Annotated in this window: 24 protein-coding genes; 9 read left to right on the forward strand and 15 right to left on the reverse strand. The window is 68.9% G+C overall.

Annotated elements, in window-relative coordinates:
• Positions 1 to 212 precede the first annotated feature (212 nt).
• Genes lhgO through EV653_RS08460 form a run of 3 tightly spaced genes read left to right on the forward strand, consistent with a single transcriptional unit; the run spans position 213 to position 3176 of the window.
• Positions 213 to 1409 carry an L-2-hydroxyglutarate oxidase gene (lhgO, locus tag EV653_RS08450; RefSeq protein ID WP_238159629.1) on the forward strand — a complete coding sequence of 399 codons (1197 nt, stop codon included), beginning with the start codon at positions 213 to 215 and terminating at the stop codon, positions 1407 to 1409.
• Positions 1410 to 1434: 25 nt separating this feature from the next.
• Complete coding sequence (locus EV653_RS08455) at positions 1435 to 2301, forward strand: P1 family peptidase (RefSeq protein WP_134099755.1); 867 nt, start codon at positions 1435 to 1437, stop codon at positions 2299 to 2301.
• A 56-nt stretch (positions 2302 to 2357) separates the two neighbouring features.
• A complete protein-coding gene (locus tag EV653_RS08460) occupies positions 2358 to 3176 on the forward strand; it encodes an ACT domain-containing protein (protein ID WP_166679318.1) in 819 nt (272 codons plus the stop codon).
• On the opposite strand, the gene EV653_RS08465 is transcribed toward EV653_RS08460, so the two are convergent.
• From EV653_RS08465 to EV653_RS08475, 3 genes are read right to left on the reverse strand one after another with little or no spacing between them, the layout of a single operon-like run.
• Positions 3173 to 4360 carry an acetate/propionate family kinase gene (locus tag EV653_RS08465; RefSeq protein ID WP_134099758.1) on the reverse strand — a complete coding sequence of 396 codons (1188 nt, stop codon included), beginning with the start codon at positions 4358 to 4360 and terminating at the stop codon, positions 3173 to 3175. The genes EV653_RS08460 and EV653_RS08465 overlap by 4 nt on opposite strands.
• On the reverse strand, positions 4357 to 6432 hold the full coding sequence (gene pta / locus EV653_RS08470) for a phosphate acetyltransferase (protein ID WP_134099761.1): 2076 nt from the start codon (positions 6430 to 6432) through the stop codon (positions 4357 to 4359). Before pta ends, EV653_RS08465 begins: the two co-directional genes overlap by 4 nt.
• A 12-nt stretch (positions 6433 to 6444) precedes the next feature.
• On the reverse strand, positions 6445 to 7050 hold the full coding sequence (locus EV653_RS08475) for a TetR/AcrR family transcriptional regulator (protein ID WP_134099764.1): 606 nt from the start codon (positions 7048 to 7050) through the stop codon (positions 6445 to 6447).
• A gap of 91 nt (positions 7051 to 7141) precedes the next feature.
• Here EV653_RS08475 and EV653_RS08480 point away from each other — a divergent pair, with 91 nt between their 5' ends.
• A complete protein-coding gene (locus EV653_RS08480; RefSeq protein ID WP_134099767.1) occupies positions 7142 to 7891 on the forward strand; it encodes an SDR family NAD(P)-dependent oxidoreductase in 750 nt (249 codons plus the stop codon).
• A gap of 79 nt (positions 7892 to 7970) precedes the next feature.
• Here the strand turns inward: EV653_RS08480 and EV653_RS08485 are convergent, their stop codons facing one another.
• From EV653_RS08485 to EV653_RS08495, 3 genes are all read right to left on the reverse strand, one after another.
• Entirely contained in the window at positions 7971 to 8360 is a 390-nt protein-coding gene (locus EV653_RS08485) for a VOC family protein (protein ID WP_134099771.1), read from the reverse strand.
• 62 nt (positions 8361 to 8422) lie between these two features.
• Entirely contained in the window at positions 8423 to 9157 is a 735-nt protein-coding gene (locus EV653_RS08490) for a helix-turn-helix transcriptional regulator (RefSeq protein ID WP_134099774.1), read from the reverse strand.
• Positions 9158 to 9222: 65 nt separating this feature from the next.
• A complete protein-coding gene (locus EV653_RS08495; protein ID WP_134099776.1) occupies positions 9223 to 9849 on the reverse strand; it encodes a VOC family protein in 627 nt (208 codons plus the stop codon).
• 126 nt (positions 9850 to 9975) lie between these two features.
• Between EV653_RS08495 and EV653_RS08500 the strand changes: the two genes are divergently transcribed.
• Positions 9976 to 11691 carry a cation:proton antiporter gene (locus EV653_RS08500; protein WP_134099779.1) on the forward strand — a complete coding sequence of 572 codons (1716 nt, stop codon included), beginning with the start codon at positions 9976 to 9978 and terminating at the stop codon, positions 11689 to 11691.
• On the opposite strand, the gene EV653_RS08505 is transcribed toward EV653_RS08500, so the two are convergent.
• Entirely contained in the window at positions 11688 to 12425 is a 738-nt protein-coding gene (locus EV653_RS08505) for a dienelactone hydrolase family protein (RefSeq protein ID WP_134099782.1), read from the reverse strand. The two genes, EV653_RS08500 and EV653_RS08505, sit on opposite strands and share 4 nt — an antisense overlap.
• A gap of 180 nt (positions 12426 to 12605) precedes the next feature.
• A complete protein-coding gene (locus EV653_RS08510; protein ID WP_134099785.1) occupies positions 12606 to 13997 on the reverse strand; it encodes a sulfatase family protein in 1392 nt (463 codons plus the stop codon).
• A gap of 65 nt (positions 13998 to 14062) precedes the next feature.
• On the opposite strand from EV653_RS08510, the gene EV653_RS08515 reads away from it, so the two are divergent.
• The 3 genes from EV653_RS08515 to EV653_RS08525 are packed head-to-tail and all read left to right on the forward strand — an operon-like array spanning position 14063 to position 18272.
• Positions 14063 to 15241, forward strand: coding sequence for an ROK family protein (locus EV653_RS08515; protein ID WP_134099788.1), 1179 nt, complete (start codon positions 14063 to 14065; stop codon positions 15239 to 15241).
• Positions 15217 to 16692, forward strand: a complete 1476-nt coding sequence (locus EV653_RS08520; RefSeq protein ID WP_238159630.1) for a sulfatase-like hydrolase/transferase — start codon at positions 15217 to 15219, stop codon at positions 16690 to 16692. Before EV653_RS08515 ends, EV653_RS08520 begins: the two co-directional genes overlap by 25 nt.
• Positions 16689 to 18272, forward strand: coding sequence for an alpha-L-arabinofuranosidase C-terminal domain-containing protein (locus EV653_RS08525; RefSeq protein WP_238159631.1), 1584 nt, complete (start codon positions 16689 to 16691; stop codon positions 18270 to 18272). Before EV653_RS08520 ends, EV653_RS08525 begins: the two co-directional genes overlap by 4 nt.
• Here the strand turns inward: EV653_RS08525 and EV653_RS08530 are convergent.
• The 6 genes from EV653_RS08530 to EV653_RS08555 form a co-directional block, all read right to left on the reverse strand.
• Positions 18262 to 18831, reverse strand: coding sequence for a GNAT family N-acetyltransferase (locus EV653_RS08530; RefSeq protein WP_134099791.1), 570 nt, complete (start codon positions 18829 to 18831; stop codon positions 18262 to 18264). The genes EV653_RS08525 and EV653_RS08530 overlap by 11 nt on opposite strands.
• The gene (locus tag EV653_RS08535; protein WP_202871509.1) at positions 18828 to 20426 is read right to left on the reverse strand and encodes a RecQ family ATP-dependent DNA helicase; all 1599 of its coding nucleotides are present in this window, start codon (positions 20424 to 20426) and stop codon (positions 18828 to 18830) included. Before EV653_RS08535 ends, EV653_RS08530 begins: the two co-directional genes overlap by 4 nt.
• Before the next feature lie 7 nt (positions 20427 to 20433).
• Positions 20434 to 21087 carry a DNA-3-methyladenine glycosylase family protein gene (locus tag EV653_RS41615; protein WP_134099796.1) on the reverse strand — a complete coding sequence of 218 codons (654 nt, stop codon included), beginning with the start codon at positions 21085 to 21087 and terminating at the stop codon, positions 20434 to 20436.
• On the reverse strand, positions 21077 to 22186 hold the full coding sequence (locus tag EV653_RS08545) for a DUF6042 family protein (RefSeq protein WP_134099799.1): 1110 nt from the start codon (positions 22184 to 22186) through the stop codon (positions 21077 to 21079). The genes EV653_RS41615 and EV653_RS08545 overlap by 11 nt, the downstream gene beginning before the upstream one ends.
• A gap of 33 nt (positions 22187 to 22219) precedes the next feature.
• A complete protein-coding gene (locus tag EV653_RS08550; RefSeq protein WP_134099802.1) occupies positions 22220 to 22795 on the reverse strand; it encodes a dihydrofolate reductase family protein in 576 nt (191 codons plus the stop codon).
• A gap of 80 nt (positions 22796 to 22875) precedes the next feature.
• Positions 22876 to 23607, reverse strand: coding sequence for a class I SAM-dependent methyltransferase (locus tag EV653_RS08555; protein ID WP_134099805.1), 732 nt, complete (start codon positions 23605 to 23607; stop codon positions 22876 to 22878).
• Between the two features lie 50 nt (positions 23608 to 23657).
• Between EV653_RS08555 and EV653_RS08560 the strand changes: the two genes are divergently transcribed.
• Complete coding sequence (locus EV653_RS08560; RefSeq protein WP_134099808.1) at positions 23658 to 24236, forward strand: HD domain-containing protein; 579 nt, start codon at positions 23658 to 23660, stop codon at positions 24234 to 24236.
• Here the strand turns inward: EV653_RS08560 and EV653_RS08565 are convergent.
• Positions 24233 to 24880, reverse strand: a complete 648-nt coding sequence (locus EV653_RS08565) for a VOC family protein (protein ID WP_134099811.1) — start codon at positions 24878 to 24880, stop codon at positions 24233 to 24235. The genes EV653_RS08560 and EV653_RS08565 overlap by 4 nt on opposite strands.
• Positions 24881 to 25024: the final 144 nt, after the last annotated feature.

Below are 25024 nucleotides of genomic sequence, written 5' to 3' on the forward strand. Positions count from 1 at the left end.
GCCCGGCGTTTGGTGGGTGCACCCACCAAACTGGGGGTTGGCCAACCATATTCAGGGTGGCTAACCCCCGCTTTGGTGGGTGCACCCACCAAACTGGAACGGGCGATACCAGTAGATCGGGCTGGACGCTTCGATGGCACTCGCTGGCTTGCCGCGGACTGGCTGTCATCCGATGGATGTATTTCTGGCGACCGGAAGGACCTCTTTACAGCGTGACGAGATCAGCGGTGGTGGTTGGTGGGGGGATTGTCGGGCTGGCGGTGGCGCGTGCCCTGCAGCAGCGTGATCCTGGTACGCCGGTTGTCGTGCTGGAGAAGGAGCCGTCGGTCGGCGCGCATCAGACCGGGCACAACTCCGGCGTCGTGCACTCCGGCCTGTACTACCGGCCCGGCTCGCTCAAGGCGCGGTTCGCCGTGGCCGGTGGGGCGGCGCTGAAGGAGTACTGCGAGGAGAAGGGGATCCCGCTCGATGTCCCCGGCAAGCTCGTCGTGGCCACGTCCGAGGCCGAGTTACCGCAGCTCGATCGGCTGTTCGGCATCGGCCAGGAGAACGGCGTACCGGTCCGCCGGCTGACCCTCGACGAGGTGGCCGAACGTGAACCGCACCTCCGCGTCAAGGGCGCCCTGGCCGTCGACTCCACCGGCCGCGTGGACTTCAAACTGGTTGCCGCCGCGCTCGCTGAGGACGTCAAGGCCGCGGGCGGAGAGATTCGCACCGGAATCTCGGTGACCTCGGTCGAGAATGCGGGCTCCATCGCGCGAGTGCGGACGACGGACGAGGTGATCGAGGCCGAGCGTGTCGCCGTGTGCGCCGGCTTGCACAGCGACCGGCTCGCGCGTGCGTCCGGGCTCGAGCCGGGGGTGCGCATCCTGCCGTTCCGCGGCGAGTTCAGCGAGATCGTTCCGGAGCGCGACTTCCTGGTGAAGGGCCTGGTCTATCCGGTGCCCGACCCCGACCTGCCCTTCCTCGGCGTTCACCTGACCCGCGGTATTGACGGAGGCGTCCACGTCGGCCCCAACGCGGTACCCGCACTGTCGCGCGAAGGCTACAGCTGGTCGAAGATCGCTCCGAAGGACGTCTGGGAGGCAGCTGCGTACCGAGGTACGTGGCGCCTGGCCCGCCGGTACGCGCGGACCGGCGCGAAGGAGATCGTCCGCTCGCTCACCGGCCGCGCCCTGGTTCGGGAGGCCCGCCGCATGCTCCCCGAGCTGGAGGTCAAGGACGTACGCCGCTCCGGCGCCGGCGTCCGCGCCCAGGCCGTCACCCGTGAGGGCAAACTCGTCGACGACTTCCTGTTCCTCCGCGACGGCCGCGCCCTGCACGTCCTCAACGCACCCTCACCCGCCGCGACCGCCTGCCTGGTCATCGGCAACCGCATCGCCGAGGAACTGTCCGCCGACCGCGCCTGACCGCCTGGTATGCGACGTTGGTGTCGTGGCGACGTTCGCGATACCCGGGGTCCGGGTCGGGCATTGGAGCGACTTCGACGGCCGCACCGGCTGCACGGTGATTGATCTACCGGAGGGAACGGTCGCGTCGTACGAGGCGCGTGGCGGCGCGCCGGCGTCTCGGGAGCTGGAGCTGCTCGAGCCGGGCAAGGCGGTCAGCACGATCGACGGCGTCGTACTGACCGGCGGATCGGCGTTCGGCCTGGCGGCCGCGGACGGTGTCATGCGGTACTACCGCGAACTCGGTCGCGGCGTGCAGACGCCCGCGGGCGCAGTACCGATCGTGCCGACCTTGGCGCTCTTCGATCTGACCGCCGGAGATCCGTCGGCGGCGCCCGATGGTGACGCCGGTTATGCGGCGGCCCAGGCATGCAAGGGTGAGCAGGTCCTGCAGGGGCAGGTCGGAGCGGGGACCGGGGCGTACGTCGGTCATTGGCGCGGGCCGGACGGTCGGCGGCCCGGTGGGCTCGGGTACGCCGAACACCGGCTCGGCGAGCTCGTCGTGGCCTGCCTGGCCGTGGTGAACGCCTTCGGCGACGTCGACGACGGCAGGGCGAGCGTGTCGTTCGATGCCGTCCGGGTGCTGGCGCAGCCGTTCGAGTTCAGCGAGAGCCGGGCGCACACGACGATCGGGATCGTGGTCACCAACGCCCGCCTCGACAAGGTCGGCTGCCGGGTCGTTGCCCAGGGCGCGCATGACGGCCTGGCCCGGGCGATCACTCCACCTCACACCCAGTTCGACGGCGACGGATTCGTTGCGGCTTCGACCGGCCAGGTCGAGGCTCACATCGACATCGTTCGGCTGCTGGCCCTCGCCTGTGTCACCGACGCCGTACGCAGCGTCGCGGGCTGAGAAAACGTCACACCGGGGCAACAGCGGGGCAACGTTCGTCAGTAACGCTGTGTCGTATGGATTCGTTGCGTACGACGCTCACCGGCGGGACAGCCTGTGACGTGTGTGGGCGGCTGCCTCATCCCCGGCGGCTGCGGTTGACATTGGCGAAGCTCGTCGCGGTTGCTCCGGTCGAGTTGGCGTTGCATGCGGTGGTGCTTGCCGCGCATCCGCCGTACGTGGTGTCGGTTGCGGTGCTGGCGAGTGTGACGACCGCTTTGGTGATCTGGGTGGTCGAGCCGTCGACGATGCGGTTGCTCCGGTCGTGGCTGCATGCGCCGAAGGCGCTGCCGCGACAGGGGATCGGCACGTTGTGGCGGATCCGGGTGACGCTCGACGATCGGGCGGGTTCGCTGGAGAGCGTCACTCGCCGGCTCGCGGACCTGGACGCCAACATCCTCGGCCTGCACGTCCATCCGATCGACGACGGAGTTCGAGACGAGTTGGTCGTCGCGACGCCGGATGCGATCACCGCCGCGGACCTGGAATCGGCCGTCGAGGCGGGTGGCGGTCGCAGTACCCACGTCTGGCCGACGACCGCGTTGGCGCTCGTCGACGGCCAGACCAGGGCGCTGAGCCTGTCGGCGCGGGTCGTCGCGGACCCGGCCGAACTTCCGCACGTGGTCGCCGAACTGCTCGGCGCTCGGCTCGTGACGGACCGGGCCACGTTGGCGGGCCAACTGCCCGGCGACATCCTGAAGGTGCCCTCGCCCTGGACGGGCCTGTTCGCCTTCCATCGGCCGGGCGAGCCCTTCACCCCGGCCGAGTCCGCCCGCGCACACCGGCTCGCCGAGCTCGCCGAAGCAGCCCTCACCATCGCCCCGGCGGGACGCTAACTCTGGCGTACGACGGTCAGGGCTTCGCGGGCGATCTGCCATTCCTCGTTGGTGGGGATGACGAGAACAGCGACCGGGCTGTCGTCGGTAGACGCGAAGGTTTCCGAGCGGGCGTTGCGATCGGCGTCGAGGTGGATTCCGAAGGCGTCCAATCCGCCAACCGCGGCGGCCCGGACTTCGGCGGAGTGCTGGCCGACGCCGGCAGTGAAGACGATCGCGTCGACGGTCCCCAGGACGGCGTAGTACGCGCCGATGTACTTCTTGATCCGCCGGCAGTAGATGTCGAACGCCAGTTGAGCCCGCTCGTCCCCAGCTGCTCGTCGCCGGGAGATCTCGCGGAAGTCGTTCACGCCGGTCAGACCCTTGAGGCCGGACTCTGAGTTCAACGTGTAGTCGGTCTCCTCGGCGGATCGTCCCGCGACCCGGGCGAGGAGTCCGTGGATCGCCGGATCGACGTCGCCCGAGCGGGTGCCCATCACGAGACCTTCCAGTGGCGTGAGGCCCATCGACGTGTCCACCGACTGCCCACCGCGGATCGCCGCGGCGGAGCAACCGTTGCCCAGGTGCAGCACGATCACGTTGATCTCGTCAGGCGAGCGACCGAGCAGCCGCGCGGCCTCGGCCGAGACGAACGCGTGCGACGTACCGTGGAATCCGTACCGGCGGACGCCGTACTTCTCCTGCCACTCATAAGGCACCGCATATGTGTAGGCGTGCGGCGGCAGCGTCTGGTGGAACGCGGTGTCGAACACGGCGACATGCGGCAGATCCGGCAGTAGCCGACGCGCGACCTTGATGCCCTCGAGGTTGGCCGGATTATGCAGCGGAGCGAGCGGGACGAGCTCCGTCACCGCCGCGATCAGCTCGTCGTCGATGAGCGCCGGCGCCGCGAACCGATCGCCGCCATGCACGACCCGATGCCCGACCGCGACGATGTCCACGTCGGCAAGCGCGGGCCCTTGCGTCTCGAACGCCCGTACGGCGGCCTCGAGCGCGGCCTCGTGGTTGGCGATCGGCTGATCGTCGTTCCACTCACCCTTCGGCCCGTGGTGCACGTGATGGCTGCTGTCCTCGCCGATCTGCTCCACGAGGCCCGTCGCGGCGGCCTCACCCGAGGCCGAGTCGACGAGGCTGTACTTGAGCGAGGACGATCCGGCGTTGATGACCAACACGTGCTCGGTCACTTCGCGCCGCCCTGCTGGGCCTGGATCGCGGTGATCGCGACCGTGTTGATGATGTCCCGCACAGTTGCCCCTCGTGACAGGTCGTTGACCGGTTTGCGCAGCCCTTGCAGGACCGGGCCTACCGCGACCGCGTTGGCCGAGCGCTGCACCGCCTTGTACGTGTTGTTGCCGGTGTTGAGGTCCGGGAAGATGAACACCGTCGCGCGGCCGGCGACGGGGGAGTCCGGCAGCTTGGTGCGGGCCACGGCGCTGTCGATGGCGGCGTCGTACTGGATCGGTCCCTCGACCGGCAGCCGCGGCATCCGTTCGCGGACGATGTTGGTTGCCTTCGACACCTTTTCGACGTCGGTCCCGGTGCCGGAGCTGCCGGTGGAGTACGAGAGCATCGCGACCCGCGCATCGACCCCGAACGCGACCGCGGTCTCCGCCGACGAGATCGCGATGTCCGCCAGCTGCTCGGCGTTCGGATCCGGGTTCACCGCGCAGTCGCCGTACACGAGCACTCGGTCCTGCAGGCACATGAAGAACACCGACGAGACGACCGACGTATCCGGCACGGTCTTGACCACCTCGAGCGCCGGCCGGATCGTGTGCGCGGTGGTGTGCAGGGCGCCCGAGACCATCCCGTCCGCGAGTCCCAGCTGGACCATCATCGTGCCGAAGTACGACACGTCCCGGACCAGCTCCCGCGCCCGGTCGAGGTCGACGCCGCGATGCTGCCGCAGCCGGTGGTACTCGGCCGCGAACCGCTCGGTCAGCTCACTGTGCTCCGGATGGACGACGGTCGCCGCGGACACGTCCACGCCGAGTGACGCGGCCTTCGCGCTGATCGTGGTCGGATCGCCGAGCAGCGTGAGGTCGGCGACACCGCGTCGCAGCAGGACGTCGGCGGCGCGAAGGATCCGCTCCTCCTCGCCCTCCGGCAGCACGATGTGCCGGCGGTCGGACACGGCGCGATCGACCAGCTGATGCTCGAACATCAGCGGCGTCACCGCACTGCTCCGCGCGAGCGCGAGCTGGTCGAGCAGAGCCTGCCCGTCGACGTACTGGTCGAAGAGAGCGAGCGCGGTGTCGATCTTGCGCGGCGCATCCTTGGTCAGACGGCCGCGAACCGCGGTGAGCTTGGTCGAGACGGCCTGCGTGCCGAGGTCGGTCTCGATGATCGGCAGCGTGACACCGAGGCCCTCGATCAGGCGTTGCACCTGCGGCGGCAGCTCGAATCCACCGTTGAGGATGACGGTCGAGATCTGCGGGAAGTTGCGCGACGCATGCGCCATCAGTACGCCGAGAACGACCTCCGGCCGGTCGCCAGCCGTCACGACCGCGGCGCCCTCGAACAACCGGTCGAGCACGTTCGGCATCGTCATGCCGGCGATCATCAGGCCGGTGACCTCGCGGTTCAGCAGCTGCGGGTCACCGCTCACCAGCCGGCCGTCGATCGGAGCCAACAGGTCGGCGACCAGCGGCTGGTTGAGCAGCGGCTCCTCCGGGATCGCGAACACCGGTGCGCCGACACCGTCCAGCGCGGCGACCAGCGGTCCGCCGTCGCTCGCGCGGTTGACGATGACCGCGAACAGCGAGCCGTGATTCGCGGCGAGCTCGGCCGCGGCCAGGTCGGCGATCGTGCGTACGTCGTGCGGCGTACGGGTGAAGCCGTTGAGCACCAGCAGAACCGGCGCGCCCAGGTTGGCCGCGATCTTGGCATTGAACGAGAACTCGGTCGGCGTGCCGACGTCGGTGTAGTCGCTGCCGACGACGAGCACCGCATCAGCGTGCTCGGCGACCGCGTGGTACCGCTGCACGATCGTGTCGAGCGCGGCGTCCGGGTCGTTGTGCACCTCTTCGTACGTGACCCCGACGCCGTCGTCGTACGAGTGCATGACCGCATCCTGCGAGATCAGGAGGTCGAGCACGTAGTCGCGACCGCCGTGGGTCGCGGTGTCGGCGCGGACGATCGGCCGGAACACAGCCACCCGCCCGACCCGTCGCGACAGCTGTTGAAGCACTCCGAGAGCCACCGTCGACTTCCCGGTCGTGCCCTCGACCGATGCGACGTACACGCTGCTGCCCATGGGTGAACCCTACTAACGGGTCAAGGCGTGCAGATGGTCGATCATCGTGTCGACGGCGATCCGCAGTGGAGCGGGATCACGGCGTACCTGGCTCAGCAGCAGACCGCCCTGCACGGCGGCCAGCATCGCCACGGCGAGCTCGGCCGGGTCCGCGTCCGCGGCGAGCTCGCCCCGGTCCCGCATCTGGACGAGGCCGTCGCGGATCAGCCCCTCCCACTGCTCGAACGCCCCGGCGAGCTGGATCCGGGCGACCGGGTCGCTCTCCGACAGATCGCTGGCCAGCGATCCGAGCGGGCAGCCGCCGGCGCACTGCACATCGGTGAGGATGCCGACCATCAGATCCCGCCAGTTCGTCAGCGAGTCGATGCTGTCGAGGCTGCCCAGCCCGCTGTGCTGGATCTCCAGGACCTGCGCGGTCTGCTGCTCGATGACCGCCGACACCAGCGCGTCCTTGCCGGGGAAGTAGTGGTAGAGCTGCGACGGGCTGACGCCGGCGGCGGCCTGAATGTCCTCGATCGTGGTGCGGGCGACGCCCTGCTCGATCATCAGCCGGGCCGCGGCCGAAACGATCCGGTCGCGGGTTGCCTGGCCCTTCCTGGTCAGCCGCTGGGTCGTCATGCCCCCACCGTAGCGATTTTGGAGTTGATACTCCAATTTCTCCGGCGAACTATTGGAGCAATCACTCCAACTAACTGGATGGGGAACGGATATGACGCAGGACTTCGCCGGCCGGACCGCGCTCGTGACCGGTGGTAACAGCGGGATCGGCCGGGCGGTGGCCGACCAGCTCGCCCGGCGTGGCGCACACGTCGTGATCAGTGGGCGGGACGTCGCGCGCGGGACGAAGGCGGTCGAGGAGATCCGGGCCGACGGCGGTACGGCGGACTTCGTCCGGGCCGATCTGGCCCGGCTCGACGAGGTGCGGTCGCTGGCGAAGCAGGCGATCGAGCTCGGCGGCGGGCACGTCGACGTACTGATCAACAACGCCGGGATCTTCCCGTTCGGGCCGACGGCCGAGACGGCGGACAGCGACTTCGACGCGGTGTACGCCGTGAACGTGCGCGCGCCGTTCTACCTGGTCGCCGAGCTCGCTCCGTTGATGGCGGCCCGGGGGTCCGGCGCGATCGTGAACGTCACCACGATGGTCGCGTACTTCGGGATGGCCGGCATGGCGGCGTACGGCTCGAGCAAGGCGGCCGTGGAACTGCTGACCAGGTCCTGGGCGGCGGAGTTCGGCGCAGCCGGTGTCCGGGTGAACGCCGTCAGCCCCGGACCGACGCGCACCGAGGGCACTGCCGGGATGGGTGAGAACCTCAACGATCTGGCCGGGACGACGCCGCTGCAGCGGGTGGGCCGCCCGGAGGAAGTTGCCGCCGGCATCGTCTTCCTGGCCTCCGACGAAGCCTCGCTGATCCACGGCGCGACCCTCCCGGTCGACGGCGGCCGCCTCGCGGTCTGACACCTTCCGGACGAGCACGGTTGGGGAGGATCTTCTCCGGATTCGGGTAGAAGATCCTCCCCAACTTCCTCCTGACGGGCTAGGAGGCGGGTGGCGTGAAGATGCCGAACTGGTTGCCGGACGGGTCCCGGAGGTAGGCGAAGGCCGGGGTGCCGGGGGCGGGGTCGGTGTTCTTGCTGATGAGCGTGCCGCCGAGCTGTTCTGCCTGGGCGCAGGTGGCTTCGAGGTCGGTGACAAGGATGTAGAAGACGGCGTGGTTGGGCAGTTGGCCGCCCGTGCCGAAGATGCCGCCCATCGGCTGCTGTGCGCCGGAGGCGGTGATGTTGCGGTAGTCCAGGCCGCCCGAGGTGAGGCTGCCGGACGACTCGAACGTCCAGTCGAACAGGCTGCCGTAGAACTTCTGCGCACCGTCCGGGTCGTCGCTCGCGACCTCGAACCAGGCCAGCGTGCCGGCTGCGGGATTCGTCATGGGATCTCTCCTTCGTCGAACTGTTTCGGTAGAGCCCACGGTTTCAGCGGTTCGCGACAGCCCTATGTCGGAGTTGGAAAAAGATCCTCGGGATGCAACGCAACGGCCGGCAGTTTGGTCTCGAAGCCGTCGACATGCAGATCGCCGGTCGCCTGCGGCCGGTGCGGCAGGATCGGCGTACGCTCGGCCTTCGTGATGCGGTCCATCCGGAAGACCCGGTCCTCCCGGCGCAGATGGCACCAGGCCGTCAGGTAGGAGCCCTTCGGACCGACGACCCAGTGTTGAGGCTCGACCTCGCGGACGGTTTCCACACCGTCGCCATTGGTGTAGAAGATCCGCAGTACCTGGTTGTCGCGGACGGCGCGCCAGATCTGCTCGGCGACGTCGCCGTCCGGATCGGGCGTCGGCCGGACCAGCAGCCGGACCTTCGCGGCAGCCGCCCGCGCTTCGTCGAGGGCCTGCTTCGGCATCGCGGCGACGATCTTCTGCAGCGCCGTCCGGGAGTCGCGGGAGAACAGCACGTGGTCGCTGCCGCTCAGGGCGACCGCGACAGCCATCGCCTCCCGGGCGGTGAAGTTGAGCGGCGGCAGACTCATCGACCGGTCCACGCTGTACCCGCCGGTGCGGCCCTGCTTCGTCGCCAGCGGCACGCCGGCCTGACCGAGCGCGCTCAGATCGCGCTCGATCGTCCTGACACTGACCTCGAAACGGGCCGCCAGCTGCCGCGCCGTACGCCCCCTCGGCCCTGCTGCCCGTAGTTCCTCGGCGAGGGCGTACAGCCGATCGATCCGGTTCATACGGGCAGGCTAAGGACCTCCATGGACAGTTCCGGTCTCGGTTCCGGGCCGGTTCCTGCGCGGGGCTACTGCGGAAGCTCGGTGCCGGTGCCTTCGGCGAACATGTAGGCGGCGTACCAGGCGGGCCAGTTCTCGTCGGCCTGACCGGTGCGGGCCTCGTGCTCGCCGTGCGCGGCGGCTGCGCGCTTCAGGGCGGCCTCGAGGTCCTCGACCTTCATGTACGTCGTCTCCTCGACCCGGCCGGGCAGCCGCGTCGTGACCTCCTGCAGCAGCCAGGTGTTGCCGTCGGGGTCGCTGAACGTCGCGAACGAGCTGTAGCTGGCGTCCTCGTCCGCCCGCCCGTCCACCCGTCCGCTCCCGTCGGTGACCTCGAACTGCGCACCCGGCGCGCCGGGGTGGAAGACCTCGCTGACCTTGGCGCCGTGCGAGAGCAGCTCGGACCGCGCCGCCTGGACGTCGGTGACGACCAGGTAGAGCCCCTGCGCCGTGCCGGGGGTGGCCGAGGTGATGTTCGTGCCGAACTGGACCGAGGCCGGCGAGCCCGGCGGCGTGAACTGGACGACGCGGAAGCCGTTGTCGAACGCGAAGTCGGCGTCGAGCCGCCAGCCGAGCCCGGTGTAGAACTCCTTGGACCGGTCGGTGTCCGCAACCGGGATGACGACGGCCTCGAGCTTCAGGTCGGTGCTGCTCATGACTTCCTCCAGAGATGTTCTCGGTTGGTTGACGCCTAATCTGCCGCTCCCGACCCGCATTGACACCAGTGAGAATCCCTGGTCATTACCCTGGCGGGCCGGTCGCGGGACCTAGACTGCCGTCGCGTGGACCATCAGTTCGTTCTGATTGCCGGTGGCGGGCTTGCGATCATGATCGCGGCGTCGGTGTTCGCGCGGCGAACGGGGGTCGCGGCGCCGTTGCTGCTGGTCGCGTTGGGGATCGGGGCGAGCTACCTACCGGGTACGCCGGAGATCCACATCGAGCCGGAGATCATCCTGGCGGGCGTGCTGCCACCGCTGCTGTACGCGTCGGCGGTCCAGCTGCCGGTTCTCGACGTACGGCGGAACTTCGGTCTGATCTCGTGGTTGTCGGTTGTGATGGTGATCGCGTCGGCGCTGGTGATCGGGGCCCTGGTCCACGCGCTGTTCCCGAGCATCTCGTTCGCGCTGGCGACCGCGCTCGGCGCCGTGGTGAGCCCGACCGACGCGGTCGCGGCGACCGCGATCGGGCACCGGGTCGGACTGCCGCCACGCCTGATGACCGTGCTCGAGGGTGAGAGCCTCGTCAACGACGCGTCGGCGCTCGTCGTGCTGCGTACGGCGGTCGCCGCGCTCGCCGTCACGACGCACTTCAGCCTCGGCCACACCGTCCTCGACTTCGCCTGGGCGGTTGTGGGCGCGATCGTGATCGGGCTGGTTGTCGGCGTGCTCACGGCGCGGCTTCGGCAACGGCTCGACGATCCGGTGCTGAACACGACGATCTCGTTCGCCGTACCGTTCCTCGCGTACTTCCCGGCCGAGGAGTTGCACGCATCCGGCGTACTCGCGGTCGTCATCGCCGGTCTACTGACCGGAGCACTCGGCAGCCGGAAGTTCAGCGCCCGCGACCGCCAGACGCAGGCGACGACCTGGACGACGATCAGCTTCATCCTGGAGAGCGGAGTCTTCCTCGCGATGGGTTACGAGCTGCCGCAACTCGTCGACGACGCTCGTGCGGAGACGACCGTGGGCGAGATCGCCGGGCTCGTCCTGCTCGTGCTCGGCCTGCTGGTCGTACTGCGGTTCGTCGGGCTGGCGTGGCCGGCGCTGATCGGGCGCATCGGCTCCGGCAAGCGCAACGAGCAGCTCCGGGCCAGGCTGAGCGAGATGGAGGAACATCTGGACTCGATGGAGCCGACGGGGGAGCGCGAGGAGAACCGTCTCGCCTGGGCCCGCAAGCGGCTCGCGCGCAGCCAGGCGGACGTGGACTTCGAGGAGCGGGAGCCGATCACCGGCCGCGGCCTGGTCGTGCTGGCCTGGGCCGGCATGCGTGGTGTCGTCACCGTTGCAGCCGCCCAGACCATCCCGGCCGGTACGCCGCATCGCGCGACCGTCGTCCTCGCCGCGTTCGTCGTCGCGCTGATCACGCTGGTGCTGTTCGGGCTGTCGCTGCCCGTGGTGATCGCGCGGATGCGGTTCAGTTCGGAGAGCGCCGAGGACAAGCGCGACTCCGTCCAGGCGCTGATGCGGCAGATCGGCGAGGCCGCGATCGACGCCGTCGGCCCGCTCGATCAGCAGACCGTCGACGGCGAGCCGCTCGATCCCGTCGTGGTCAGCACACTCAAAGACCGGATCGTGCCCCGGCTGGTCTCCGGGAGCCGGCAGCTCCTGGAGACCAAGCCGGACCATCGCGACCAGATGACGATCATCCAGAACCGCTACCTGGACGCGATGCGCGAAGCCCTCGGGACCGAACGCAGCATCGGCGTCTACAGCTCGGACACCTACCGCCAGGTCGAAGGCTTCCTCGACGCCGTCGAGCAGCGCTTCACGACCGCCTAGAGCAGGTGCCGGGTGAAGAACCGGACCATGCTGTCGACCTCGAAGCGGGGGACCTCTTTGTGGGCCCCGGCGTTCGCGTGGAGGCTCTTCTGCGGTGACGCGAACGCGTCGAACAACGCCATCGCGGACTGGCGCGGGATGTGCTGGTCGTCCCATTGCAGCGCGAACTCGACCGGCACCGTGATCCGGCGGGCGTGCTCGGCGAGCGTCTCGTCGTACCAGAAGACGCCGAACACCGCCGCGGTGATCCGCGGATCCGTGGCCACCAGCGGTATGCCGATCGCGGTGCCCATGTTGAGCCCGAAGTACCCGAACGGGCCCTTGATCCCGGGGAGCTGCTCGAGCGCGTCCAGGGTCGCCTGCCATTCGGGTACGGCGCGCTCGGCGAGGTGGAGGTTGTAGGGGACGACGATCGGCCCGACCGGTTCGCCGATCTCCATCGCGTGCTGCATCGCGACGGTCTCGCGCTCGTCGAGCGCCGTCCGCGGCCGGTCGCCGTGGCCGGGGGCGTCGATGGAGACCGCGTGGAACCCGGCTGCGGTGAGCATCCGGGCCCGGCCGACCATCGGGGCCGCCTTGCTGTCGCGTCCACCGCCGTGGCCGAGCAGGACTAGCGGAGCCTGGTCGACAGCTACCGGCGACCAGAGCATGCCGTGGACGTCGCCGAGGATGAACTCGCGCTCGAGGACGCCGTTCGTGGTGGCGGTGCTGATGAACTGCAAAGAAGTAGTCATGATCGTGCCTTTCCAGGAGTGCCTGCGTGTCGGCGCTCCGGGCGACACCTACTTCGGTCGCCGCTCCGTGACGGTGAGAGGGAGCGCCCATCTCGATACCTCGCGCATGGTGCTCACCTCCTCTGTGAAGTCACGTTCGCCGGGAACGGTACAGCTCCGGCGGGTGCCGTCGCCATCGAATTACCAGTCGGCGACGCGTTCCTGGGTGCGGTCCTCGGTGGCGACCAGGACGTCGAGGAGGAACTCCTGCAGGTCGGTGCGGATGTCGCGGTGCAGGGGATCGTCCCAGAGGTTCTGCTGCTCGTCGGGGTCGGCGATCAGGTCGTACAGCTCGCCGGTGCGCTCGCGGGAGGTCGCGTGCTGGACGACGAGCTTCCACTGGTCCCGGCGAAGCATCGTGAGGTGGACGGGTGGATCGTACGGGTGGCCGCTGTTGCGGTACTCGCTCAGCGCCCAGCCGCGACCGCTCGACCGATTAGTGGCCAAGGGCAACAGATCCTGACCCTGACCCCGAGGCTGCAGGCCGGCGGCGGTGAGGATGGTCGGGGCGAGATCGATCCATTGGACCAGCTCGGCGCAGCGGGTGCCGGGCTCCAGCCGGGAGGGCCAGCGGAGGATGAGCGGGACGCGGACCGCCTGCTCGTACATCATCGGGCCTTTGAGCATCAGCCGGTGGTCGCCGAGCATCTCACCGTGATCGCTGGTGAAGATCACGAGCGTGTCGTCGCTGAGCCCCTCCGCGTCCAGGGCGTCGAGGATGCGGCCGACCTCGTCGTCCACGAGTGTGACCATCGCGTAGTACGCGGCCTTGACCTCTTGCAGCTCTTCGGGGGAGTACGACGTGTAGCCGCGCGCATGTCCGGCGTATGACGCCTTCGAGGCCTCGGTCTGGATGGGCGGCTTGCTCGCGAGGTCGTCGGGGATGGGACGGGTGAGTTGCTTCGCGCGGTAGCGGCGTACGTAGTCGTCGGGGGCGCCGAAGCCGTGGTGGGGGTCGAAGAAGTTCGCGATGAACAGGAAGGGCTTGGCGCGATCGCGGGAGTGGGTGAGGAAGTCGATGGTCTGGTTGCCGATCCACCGGCTGTAGTGCAGGTCGGTCGGGAGGGTGTCGTAGTCGACGTCCCTGCCTGCTAGATCGGGGCGGAGGGTGTGGAGCCACCGGTGGTACTGGTTCTCCGAGGAGCCCGGGTACGGGTCGTGCGCCCAGCGGAAGACGCGGAAGCCGTCGTCAAGGCGTTTCTCGGACCGCCCGCCGAAGCAGGCGTTGAGGTGGAACTTGCCGACGAGGCCGCAGTCGTAGCCGGCGTCGGCCAGGTCCTTGCTGAACAGCCGCGCGTGGTCGGGGAGGCCGACGCCGTTCGCCCAGAGGCCGTGAGCGTGGACGTACCGGCCGGTCATCAGGCTCGCGCGGGACGGGGCGCAGACGGGGCTCTGCACGTAGCAGTTCTCGAACAGCACGCCCTGGGCGGCCAGGCGATCGAGGTTGGGGGTCTCGATCTCGTTGTTGCCGTAGGCACCAAGCGCGGAGAACCGCTGCTGGTCGGTGCAGATGAGCAGGACGTTGGGCGGCATACGCGTCAGTCTATTAAATTCGGACTGTTGACAAAAATGTGCCACACCGGCGAGAGTCGGGTGTCGTGGGCAGTGAATCGCGAGGACCGCTGCGGCTCCTGCGGGAGACGCACGAGGAGCGCGTCATCACCGCATTGCGCACGCAAGGCCCTCTGACCCGAGCTCAGTTGGCCGAGCAGACGGGGCTGTCCCGGGCGACGCTGTCCTCCATAGTCCAGACGCTCCTCGCCAGGCAGATGGTCACAGAGCGGGGCGCGGCGGAGGAGGCGGTCGCCGGCACCCCCGGTGCGGTGCGCCGGTCGGGTGCCGGCGTTCGCGGGCGGCCGGTTTCGGTGCTGACGTTGAATCCCGGTGGTGGGCTTGCGGTGGGGATGGATCTGGGGCATCGGCGGGTGCAGGTGACGATTGCGAACGTTGCGCACGAGATCGTCGCGTCCGATGGGATCGCGTGTGCGGAGCGCACGTCGTGGGCGCGTCGGGTGCAGCTCGCGATCGACCTTGTCGATGAGTTGACCGCGCGCCACGAGATCTCGCTGATCGGGCTCGCCGGACTCGGAGTAGGCATCGTGGGCCCGGTCGCGCCCGAGCTGTCGGTCAGGTCGGCTCGTGGGCCCTCGCCGGGCCGGAGCGGGCTCGTGCGGGGCGCGCTGGCCGAGCGGTTCGGCGTACGTGTGTCTGTGGACAACAACACTCGGCTGGCTGCGCTGGCGGAGGCTACCTGGGGTGCTGGGGCCGGGGTGGAGAGCGTGCTTTATCTGCGGCTCTCGTACGGAGTCGGCGGCGGGCTGGTGCTCGGTGGGCGGCTGCTGGCCGGGGCCGGGGGAGCGGCGGGGGAGTTGGGGCATATCAGCGTCGATCGGGACGGACCGCGCTGCTCGTGTGGCGGTCGCGGATGTCTCGAGCTGTACCTCGCGAACCTGGTCGACGAGTACGGCGGCTTCGACAGCCTCAGTCCCCACGCAATCACAACCATCGCGACCCGGACGGGCGAGGTGCTGGCGGCGGCCTGCAACGCGGTCAACCCGGAGGTGGTTGTCGTCGGAGGTGAGCTGACTGCCGCCGGTGAGCACCTGTTCCGGCCGCTGCGTAAGGCGCTTCGCGAGTACACCCACACACAGGTCCACCGCACCCTGCGTGTCACGCAAGCACAGCTCGGGTACGACGCGGCCGCCCGCGGCGGGATCGCTCTCGTGCTGACCAACCCACCCGAGGAGGCCGAGTGGCGAAGAACATCCTGTTCCTGATGACCGACCAGCACCGCGTTGACACATTAGGGTGCTATGGCAACCAAATCTGCGAGACCCCGAACCTCGACGCCCTCGCTGCGTCCGGCACCCGCTTCACCAACGGCTTCACTCCGACGGCGATCTGTACGCCGGCCCGCGCCACCCTGCAAACCGGCGTACTCCCGTATCGGCACACCCTGCTCGCGAACTACGAACGCAACGTCGGCTACCGCGAAGAACTCGACGACACCTTCCCCGTCTTCTCCCACTACCTCGCCGGCTATCAAGTGGGCCACGTCGGCAAGTGGCACGTCGGCAAGGACAAAGGCCCGCGCGATTTCGGCTACGACGGCGAGCACTACCCCGGCTGGGGCAACGCCGTCGATCATCCCGACTACCTCAGCTACCTGGCCGAGCGCGGGTATCCGCAGTTCAGCGTCCGCAACCCGGTCCGCGGCACCTTCGCCAACGGTGAACCGGGCAACCTTCTCGCCGGCCTCCTGGAGCAGCCCGTGGAGGCGACGTTCGAGTATTTCCTCGCCGAGCGCACCATCGAGCAACTCCGGCGCTTCGCCGCCGACGGCCGCCCGTTCTACCTCACCTGCAACTGGTTCGGCCCCCACCTCCCGTACCTGCTGCCCGAGGCCTACTACTTCCGGTACGACGCCGCCGGCGTTGAGCTCCCCGCCTCCGTAGCCGAGACGTTCGCCGGCAAACCGCGCGTCCAGCAGCATTACTCGTCGCACTGGACCTACGACAGCATCGGCCCGGACCGGTGGCGTGAACTCGTCGCGGCGTACTGGGGCTACGTCACGCTCATCGACGAGCAGATCGGCCGCATCCTCGCACTCGTCGACGAACTCGGCCTCACCGACGAGACCGCCGTACTGTTCACCGCCGACCACGGTGAATTCACCGGCGCGCATCGCCTGCACGACAAAGGCCCGGCGATGTACGACGACATCTATCGCGTCCCGCTGATCGCCAAAGTCCCTGGTCTGCCGGCCGGACGCGTGGAGGACTCTTTCGCGACCCTGACCGACCTGACGCCGACGTTCCTCGAGTTGGCCGACGTCGAAGCGCCGGAGCACTACCAAGGGCGCTCGCTGCTGCCCTTGATCAAAGGCGAGCGGCCGCACGATTGGCCGACGGAGGTCGTCGCCGAATTCCACGGCCACCACTTCCCGTACCCGCAGCGGATGATCCGCACCGACCGCTACAAGCTCGTCGTCAACCCGGCCGACGTCAACGAGCTCTACGACCTGTCCACCGATCCGGACGAGCTCCACAACCGGTACCAGCATCCCGAACTCGCCGCAGTACGCCGTGAGCTGACGACCCGCCTGTACGACGTACTCCGGGACCGCGGCGACAACTTCTACCACTGGATGACGTCGATGTTCGAGGTCGGCGGCAAGAGCTACGACACCGCGCTCAGCGCTCTCGATCAGGAGGCAGCTCGCCCGTGACCCGGCCCGCCGAGATCAACATCCGCCGCGACCAGCGCCACTCGATCGATCCGATGATCTACGGCCATTTCCTGGAGTCGGCCTTCTTCGGCAACATCCAGGGCGGCGTCTTCGATGAGGGCTCGCCACTGGCGTACGGCGGGGACGACGTCCGCAGCGGTCTGCGGACGGACGTGATCAAGCTCTGCCAGGAGCTCGGGCTCCCGGTCGTGCGTTGGCCCGGCGGCAACTTCACATCGGCGTACCACTGGGAGGACGGGATCGGTCCGCGCGCGGCGCGCCCGCGGCGGCTCGAGCTGGCGTGGGGCTCGGAGGAGGACAACCACTTCGGCACCGACGAGTTCCTGACCTGGTGCGCTGAGGTCGGCACCGAGCCGTACCTTGCCCACAGCTGCCGCGATGTCGACGAGGCTGTGCGCTGGGTCGAGTACACGAACTACGGTGGCGACACGGAGTACACCCGCAAGCGTGGGCGTGAGCCATACGGCGTCAAGTGCTGGGGCCTGGGCAACGAAGTGTACGGCGACTGGCAGATGGGCCACCGGACCGCCGACGCGTACGCCGCCGACGCCGCCGAGCACGCCCGCTTCATGCGAGCCGTCGACCCGACCCTGAAGCTCGTTGCCGTCGGAAACCTTGACCAGCAATGGACCGAGACCGTGCTGGGTGCCGTCGGCAACCAGATCGACTACCTGTCGTTCCACCTCTACGGCGCGACAACCCAGCTGGTCGACGGCGCGTCGGAGTACGACGAGATCGTTGCCCAGTCGCTCTATTTCGAGCAGCGGATCGTCGAGTACTCCGACCTCGTCGCGGACTTGGCGCGACGGCCGATCGGGCTCGCGCTGGACGAGTGGAACATCCGTCACGTCGAACCCGCGAGCTGGCCCGTCCCGCGCCCCTCGGACGACGGCGGGACCGTGGCGCGTGACGTCGACGGCCTGCCGACGTACCCGGCGGATCGCGTCAACCGCTGGAGCCCGCGCACCCTCGCCGACGCGCTGTTCTACGCCGGTGTCTTCCACGCGCTACATCGCGCCGCCGGTCGCGAGGTCCCAGTGACGATGGCCAACACCGTCAACCTGCTCAACGCCAACGGCGTGATCGTCGCCCGGCCGGGTGGTGCCGTGCGAGCGGCGACATACCACGTGTGGGATCTGTACCAGAACCACCTCGGCCCGGTCGCGCTCGCTGCCGACGTACGTTCGTCCGGCCGGCTCGCCGCAGTACGTCAGGGCGACGAGCGCGACCACCGAGGTGACTTCCGCACCCGCCCGGCGACGGTTCCCGACCTGGACGTCTCCGCGACCACAGATGGCCGCGCACTCCAGCTCGCCGTCATCAACCGCCACCGGGACACAGCAATCCGCGCCGACCTGACCCTGGACGGCCGTCGGGACACCCTGCCGCTGCGGGCCACCGTCAAGCAGCTAAGTGCGGATGATGTGCTCGCCTCCAACACGCTCAGCAACCCGGACGCCGTCGTACTCCGCAATCTCGGCGTGCTGGATCTGCCGGAGCCGACCTACGAGTTCCCGCCCCACAGCATCACGCTGCTGTCGTTCGCCCTCAGTGGATGACGAGGCGCATCAGGACGCGGGGATGGCCGGCCAGGGTGGAGGTGGTGTCGGCGGACTTGGTGAAGCCGGCCCGTTCGAAGTTCTTGCGGATGCCGGCGTACGCCATCGTCAGGTCGACCTTGCTGTCGCCGTTGTCCAGGGGATAGGCCTCGACGACCGGGGCGTCGTTCGCACGGGCGAAGTCGACGGCGCCCGTGATCAGCGCGTGGGAGATGCCCTGACCGCGATGACCTGGCCGGACACGGATGCACCAGAGCGACCACACCGGGAGGTCGTCGACGTGCGGGATCTTCCGGTTGCGGGCGAAGGTGGTCGCCGCGCGCGGTGCGATCGCGGCCCAGCCGACTGGGATGTCGCCGTCGTACGCAAGGACTCCGGGCGCGGGCCGCTCGTTGCAGAGCTCCGCGACGTAGTCGGCGCGCGCTTGGCCCTTCAGCGTGTTGTTCAGCTTGGACGGGATGCGGTAGCTGAGGCAGAAGCAAACCGTGGAGGTCGGCGACTTGGGACCGATGACCGCGCGGACGTCCTCGAAGACAGTCGCCGGCCGGACATCGATCATTCGGCCACCAACAGCTGGTTGTGGATCATGAACGCAGTACGGAGTTCCTTGTAGCCGACGCGGTCGAACAGGACGGTCATCGTCGTACCGTCGTAGTGCTCGACCAGACCGGCGCCGAACGTCCGGTGCTTGACGCGGCTGCCGATCGGGAACGGCTCCTCCTCGGGCGGCGCCGCCGTACGGCCGGCCAGGTCGTTGTCGCAGTTGCCGCACGGGCCCTCGTAGTGCTCGCCGAAGTAGCTCAGCAGCCACTCGCGCCGGCAGCCGCCGTACTCCGCGTACGTCGACATCATCTCGACCCGGGACCGGGCGACCTCGCGCCGGTCGTGCTCGACCGCCGAGGCCGCCGCGACGGCCTTGTCGACGTCGACGCCGCGGGCCAGGTGGAACTGGTGGCCGATGGCAACGACCCGGGCGTCGGTGAGCCGGCCGAGGGCACGCTCGACGCGAGCTGCACTGAGCTGCGTCGCGGCGGTGAGCTCGGCGATGTTCGCGGGCCGGTGCTCGTGGATGGCGGTCGCGACCGCGACGAGGTCCTCGTCGGTGACGCCGCCGGAGGCGAAGAAGCGGTTCAGGCCGAGGTCGGCGTGCCGGAAGAACAGCTCGATGTCGGCCGGTTCGCCGTCGCGGCCCGCGCGGCCGATCTCCTGGTAGTACGCGTCGATCGAGGCAGGCGCCTCGGCGTGACTGACCCAGCGGATGTCAGGCTTGTCGATGCCCATCCCGAACGCGATCGTGGCCACCACGACGCGGCAGTCACCGGCGAGAAAGGTGTCCTGGACCTCGCGGCGCTGCTTGGCCGACAGCCCGGCGTGGTACGGGTGCGCGGACACGCCCGCGGTGTTGAGATCGGACGCGAGCTCCTCGGCGTGGCGGTGTGTGGCGACGTACACGATGCCCGGGCCTCGGGACGACCGGACATGGCTGAGGAGCCGGCGGTTCTTGGTGTCGTCGTCGGCGAACGCGAACACGGCGAGGTTGAGGTTCGGCCGGTCGAAGCCGCCGACGACGACGGCCGGGTCGTCCATCTCCAGGCGATGCGCGATCTGCTTGCGGACCGGCGGAGCAGCCGTCGCGGTCAGCGCGAGCACCGGCGGCCGTCCCATCGCTTTGATCGCGGCCGCCAGCCGGAGATAGTCGGGCCGGAAGTCCTCGCCCCACTCGCTCACCAGATGGGCCTCGTCGACCGCAAGTAGCCGAGGCCGTGACTTCGCCAGCAGTTCGAGTATGTCGGCATGCGTCAGCTGCTCCGGCGACATCAGCACGAACCCCGGCCGCCCGTCCATGAGCAGCTCACGAGCCGCATGGCCGCCGGCGCGATCGGTCGCGTTCAGCTCGGCGACCTCGACGCCGGCAGGATGCTTCGCCAACGCCCGCAACTGGTCCCGCTGCAGCGCCACCAGTGGGCTCACGACCACGGTCACCCCGCCGAGCGCCAGACCCGCGAGTTGATAGATCGCCGTCTTGCCGGTCCCGGTGGCGAGCACGGCCAACGTGTCCCGCCCGTCGAGCACCGCCCGGACGGCATCCTCCTGCCCCGGCCGCAGCGACTCGTACCCCAGCCATTCGCGAGCGAGCGCGACGATGTCCCTCACGGTCACATCATGCCTCGCCGCGCTGGACCGCTCGCCAGCGCCAGAGGTACATCCCGGCCAGCGTCCGCTGCGGCCGCCACACCTGCCCCAGCTTCTCGACCTCGGCGGGCTTGGGCAGCTCCGGCAGCTTGTATACCGCCTCGACCGTCCGCCGGATCTCGAGGTCGCCGACCGCGAGCACATCCGGCCGGAGCAGGTGGAAGATCAGGAAGATCTCCGCCGTCCACCGCCCGATCCCCTTGATGGCGGTGAGCTGAGCGACCACCTCGTCATCCGGAAGGTCCGGCAGCCGCTCCAGCTCCAGTTCACCCGAGATCACATGTTCCGCGAGCGATCGCAACGAGGCAGTCTTCGCATGCGACAACCCCACGGCGGTTCGCAGCGCGTCCGGTTCGTCGGCCAGCAACTCCTCCGGTGTCGGCGTGCGCCCGCCGAACCGCTCGAGAATGCGCCCGAAGATGGCCTGAGCGGCAACATTCGAGATGTTCTGCCCGACGATCGCCCGCACCAGCACGCCGTAATGCTCGGCCGGCAGATCCGGAACCCCGCTATCCAGACTCACCGACAACGGCACCCCGACGGCCTCAACCACGTCATCAATCACCCGACCAAGCACGGAGTCGACCCGCCGCAAGTAGTCCTCCGGGGTTTCAGCGGGCATGGCGCCGGCTCCGTACCGTCAAGGACAGGTTGTCGCCGGTCCGGTCGATCAGCAGCAGGCCGCGCGATTCGGCGTACTCGAGAGTCGCTCGTACTTCGACCTCCGACGCGCACGTCCGCTCGGCGAGCGATGCGACGGTCTGTTCGGTGCCGCCCCAGAGCGCCACTGACACGATGTCGGCGGCATAGCCGGTGTACTGCTTCACCGCCCGGGAAGCCTTGAGGAACGTGACTGCCTGCGCCGGGAGCTGGACGACGTCCTCAGCGGATGGCGGGTGCTCAACCGCGCGGTAGCGCAAGCCGTCGAAGCTGATCAGGTGGAGTGCGAGGTAGAGCGGTAGCAGCTCGCGGCGGGTGGTTGGCTCGGGTACGTCGACCTGACCGGCGAGCTCCCCGAGGCTCGGCCAGTCCGGCCGGGACGGAGGACCCTGGCGGAGCGGCTGGTCGAGCCAGTCGGGGCCGCGATGGTGATCGGCGCCCCACGCGTCGATCTCGTCGGCGCTCACACCGTCGGGCTTCCCGAACCACTCGATCACGTTCGCGACCTCGATCTCCTGGAACCCGAGCACCGAACCCCAGCCCGGATCCGGCGCCCAGACCGGCGGCCTGGCCCGGCGAATCCACCGCGGCGGCTCCACCTCTCCGGCAACCGGCCAGAAGTCCAAGTGCCAGACGTCGGTCGGCTGGAGGTCGTCCTCGTCGTCCGGCAGGGGAGTCGGCGGCAACGGCCGGTGTGCCAGTCGGACGCGGTACAGGCCCGGATCACCGAGCTTCAGGTGGTCTTCGCCAGGGCCGCTCATGAGGTCGCTCAGCGCGACGACGCCGGACGGACTCCGGTACGGCAGCTCGACGACGTCTGTCCACGCGTCCGGGACTTCGTCACCCGGTGGGTCGTCGTGCGCTTGCAGTTGTACGACGCAAGGGCCGTCCCCGCCGGCGACGTACAGCCATCCGTGCCCCGAGCGACCGAGCGAGCCGACCGGATGCGCATCGTTGTCGGACGTCTCCTCGTGGTCCATCGAATCCCATACGTCCAGCACCACGAGGATGCCCGAGTCGGGCAAGTAGTGGTCGTCCCCGCGTCTCCCCAGAACACCCATCCCCGAACCGTAGTACAGGGGTCAGTACAGCGGTCAGTGGTTCACGGTGTAGACGAGTTTCTGGATGCCGTTGGGGTAGGAGGCGCTGTCGGTGAGGGTGAGGGGGAGCTTGTCGCGGTCGGCGTCGCTGAAGAGGCGTTTGCCGGCGCCGAGGAGGACCGGGAAGACCAGCAGGTGGTAGCGGTCGATCAGGCCGGCGTCGGACAGGTTGCGGTTCAGGGTGGCGCTGCCGTTGACGATGATCGGGCCGCCCTCGGTCTCCTTGAGTGCGGCGACGTCGTCGAGTGAGCGCAGGATGGTGGTCTCGCCCCAGTTCGTCACCAGGTCGCTGTCCTGCAGCGTGGTCGACACGACGTACTTCGGCATCGCGTTGTAGCCGGCGAACTCGACCGTCATCCCCGGCCAGACCGGCGCGAACGACTGGTAGCTGACCCGGCCGAGCAGCAGTGCCGTCGCCTCGTCCTGCTCGGTGCCCTTGAGCTCGTACGCCGCCTCGTCGAACGGGATGTCCTTGAACGTCCACCCGGAGTTCCGGTAGCCCGGCTCGCCGCCGGGAGCCTCGACGACACCATCGAGAGAGATGAACGCGGTGGTGATGAGAGTACGCATCAGATGCTCCTTGTTCGGTTGGTTATGCCTGTGCGTCGAGCGAGGCCCGGTGAATGCGACACGTCATGATGTGACGCCCGTCACTCGGCCGTGATGATCCAGGCCGCTGACTCGAAGAGGACGCCGTCGCCCGTGTCGTGCGCTGCGAGCATCGCCCGCAGGGCCGCCTCCGCACGCTCGGCAGCGGCTGGGTCGAGCTCCGCGAGGAGCGCCTGCGGCTCCCGGAGCCGGAGGACATTCGCGTACGCCGCCTCGACGTCTGCCCCGTAGAACAGCGGCTCATGAACTGCGGTGAAGGTCGGAGCAGCGAACCCGGCAGATGTGAGGATGTCCCGCGTCACGTCCTCCGCCCCGAGCGCGAACGCCGACTCGTCGCGGAACGTCCCGCCGATGGCTTCCGGAATCACCCGCGCCCACTCGTTCTCCGCCCGCGGCTGCCAGACCAGCACCACCAGCCGGCCGCCCGGACGCAACGCCCGCCGCAGATTGGTGAACGCACCAACCAGGTCCTCGAAGAACATCACGCCGAACCGGCTGATACAGACGTCGAAAGACTCCGGCTCGAACTCGTACGTCGCAGCGTCGGCCAGCAGGTAGTCGACGTTCGGCACCGGCTGACGACGGGCGTGCTCAAGCATCCGCTCCGATACGTCGACACCAAGCACACTGCCTCGCCCGGCATCCGCCGCCGCGTCCCGCGTGGTCTGCCCACCACCGCAACCGACGTCGAGCACCCGATCCCCGTCGCGTACGCCGCATGCATCGCGAAACCGCGAGCGATAGAACCGCATCTCCGCGTCGTAGTCGAACATTGCCCAAGGCTAAGGGCGGCCGTTCACCTCGGCTGCCTACGCTCCACGGCATGTCGATCAGAACCGTCGATGACCTGATGAACCTGCTCGCGGACTGCGAGGACGCATGGGACATGCCCGACCGCAGCGGCGATCCGGTCGACATCCTCGATCACGACCGCCAGTGCGCCGAGCTGCTGCGCCGCGACTTCCCGGACGACGAGGAGCTCCAGGTCGCGGGGCTCGTGCACGACATCGGTCACCTGCTGCGGCCCGGCGACGATGCAGGTCATGGCCGGCACGGCGCGGACGCAGTACGAGGTCTGCTGGGGGAGCGGGTGGCGCGGCTGGTGGAGCTGCACGTGGTCGCGAAGCGGTACCTGGTGGCGACGGACGCGGTTCACGCGGAGCGGTTGTCCGCGTCGAGTCGCCGTACCTTGGTCGCTCAGGGTGGCGCGCTGTCGGAGGACCAGGTCCGGGCCTTCCGCCACGATCCTGAGTTCGCCGCGGCGGTCGCGTTGCGGCGGGCCGACGATGCCGGGAAGGTCGTCGGACTCGAGGTCGCACCGCTCGAGTCGTGGCGCCCGGTCGTCGAGCGGGTCGTCGAGCGGGCTGCCCAGCGGGCTGCCGAGCGGGTCGCGCGCGGTTAGGCGGCGGGGAGGAACACGACGCGGTTGCCGTCGGGGTCCTGTGTGTCGGCAGCGGGTTCCGCGGCGGTCAGGCCGAGGTGGTCGATGGCGGACGCGGCGTCAGGCACGAGTTTGACCGCGTCGGCGCCGATCCGGAACGTGTCGTCGGCGATGCGTCCCATGCCGAGGTGCGTGCCGTAGAACTCGATCGCCGCGTCGAGATCGGGCGCGGCCACAGCCACGTACGACAGACCGTGCACCGGACCGGCGGTGATCGGCGGCACCCGGAACTCCTCCGAGCGCTGCAGCAGCTCGACCCGTACGCCGTTCGGATCGGACAGGAACGCGAGCCGGCCCTGACCGCTGCCCGCGACCCGGGGCGACGAGATCTCGCCGTACCCGAGCGCGATCAGCCGCGCATAGTCGCCGTCGAGATTGTCGGTCATGAAGCCGACATGGTTGAGCCCGTACGTCGCCTCCGGGTCGGACTGCTCGGGGTGGAGCAGCTCGACCAGGCCGGTGGCGATCTGGACATGCACCCGGTGAACGCGTGACTTCGACATGAACAACCGGTCGACCACCTCCGCGCCGAGACCGTCGTAGAACGACAAGCTCGCCTCGAGATCCCGCACCGGGCCGCCGACATGGTTCAGCTCATAGATCACGGTGCCACTCTAGCAAGCGCTTTCCGGTCGCGTCGCCACTCAGCGTTCTCTCAGCTGTACGCCGGGTGGCGTCATCTGGTGGTCACGTCCTGGCCACCTCACGTCCGGTGGCGACCCCTAGGTTCCAGCTGTCTTGACCTACCA

The organism is Kribbella pratensis, assembly GCF_004365355.1.
Lineage (GTDB): Bacteria > Actinomycetota > Actinomycetes > Propionibacteriales > Kribbellaceae > Kribbella.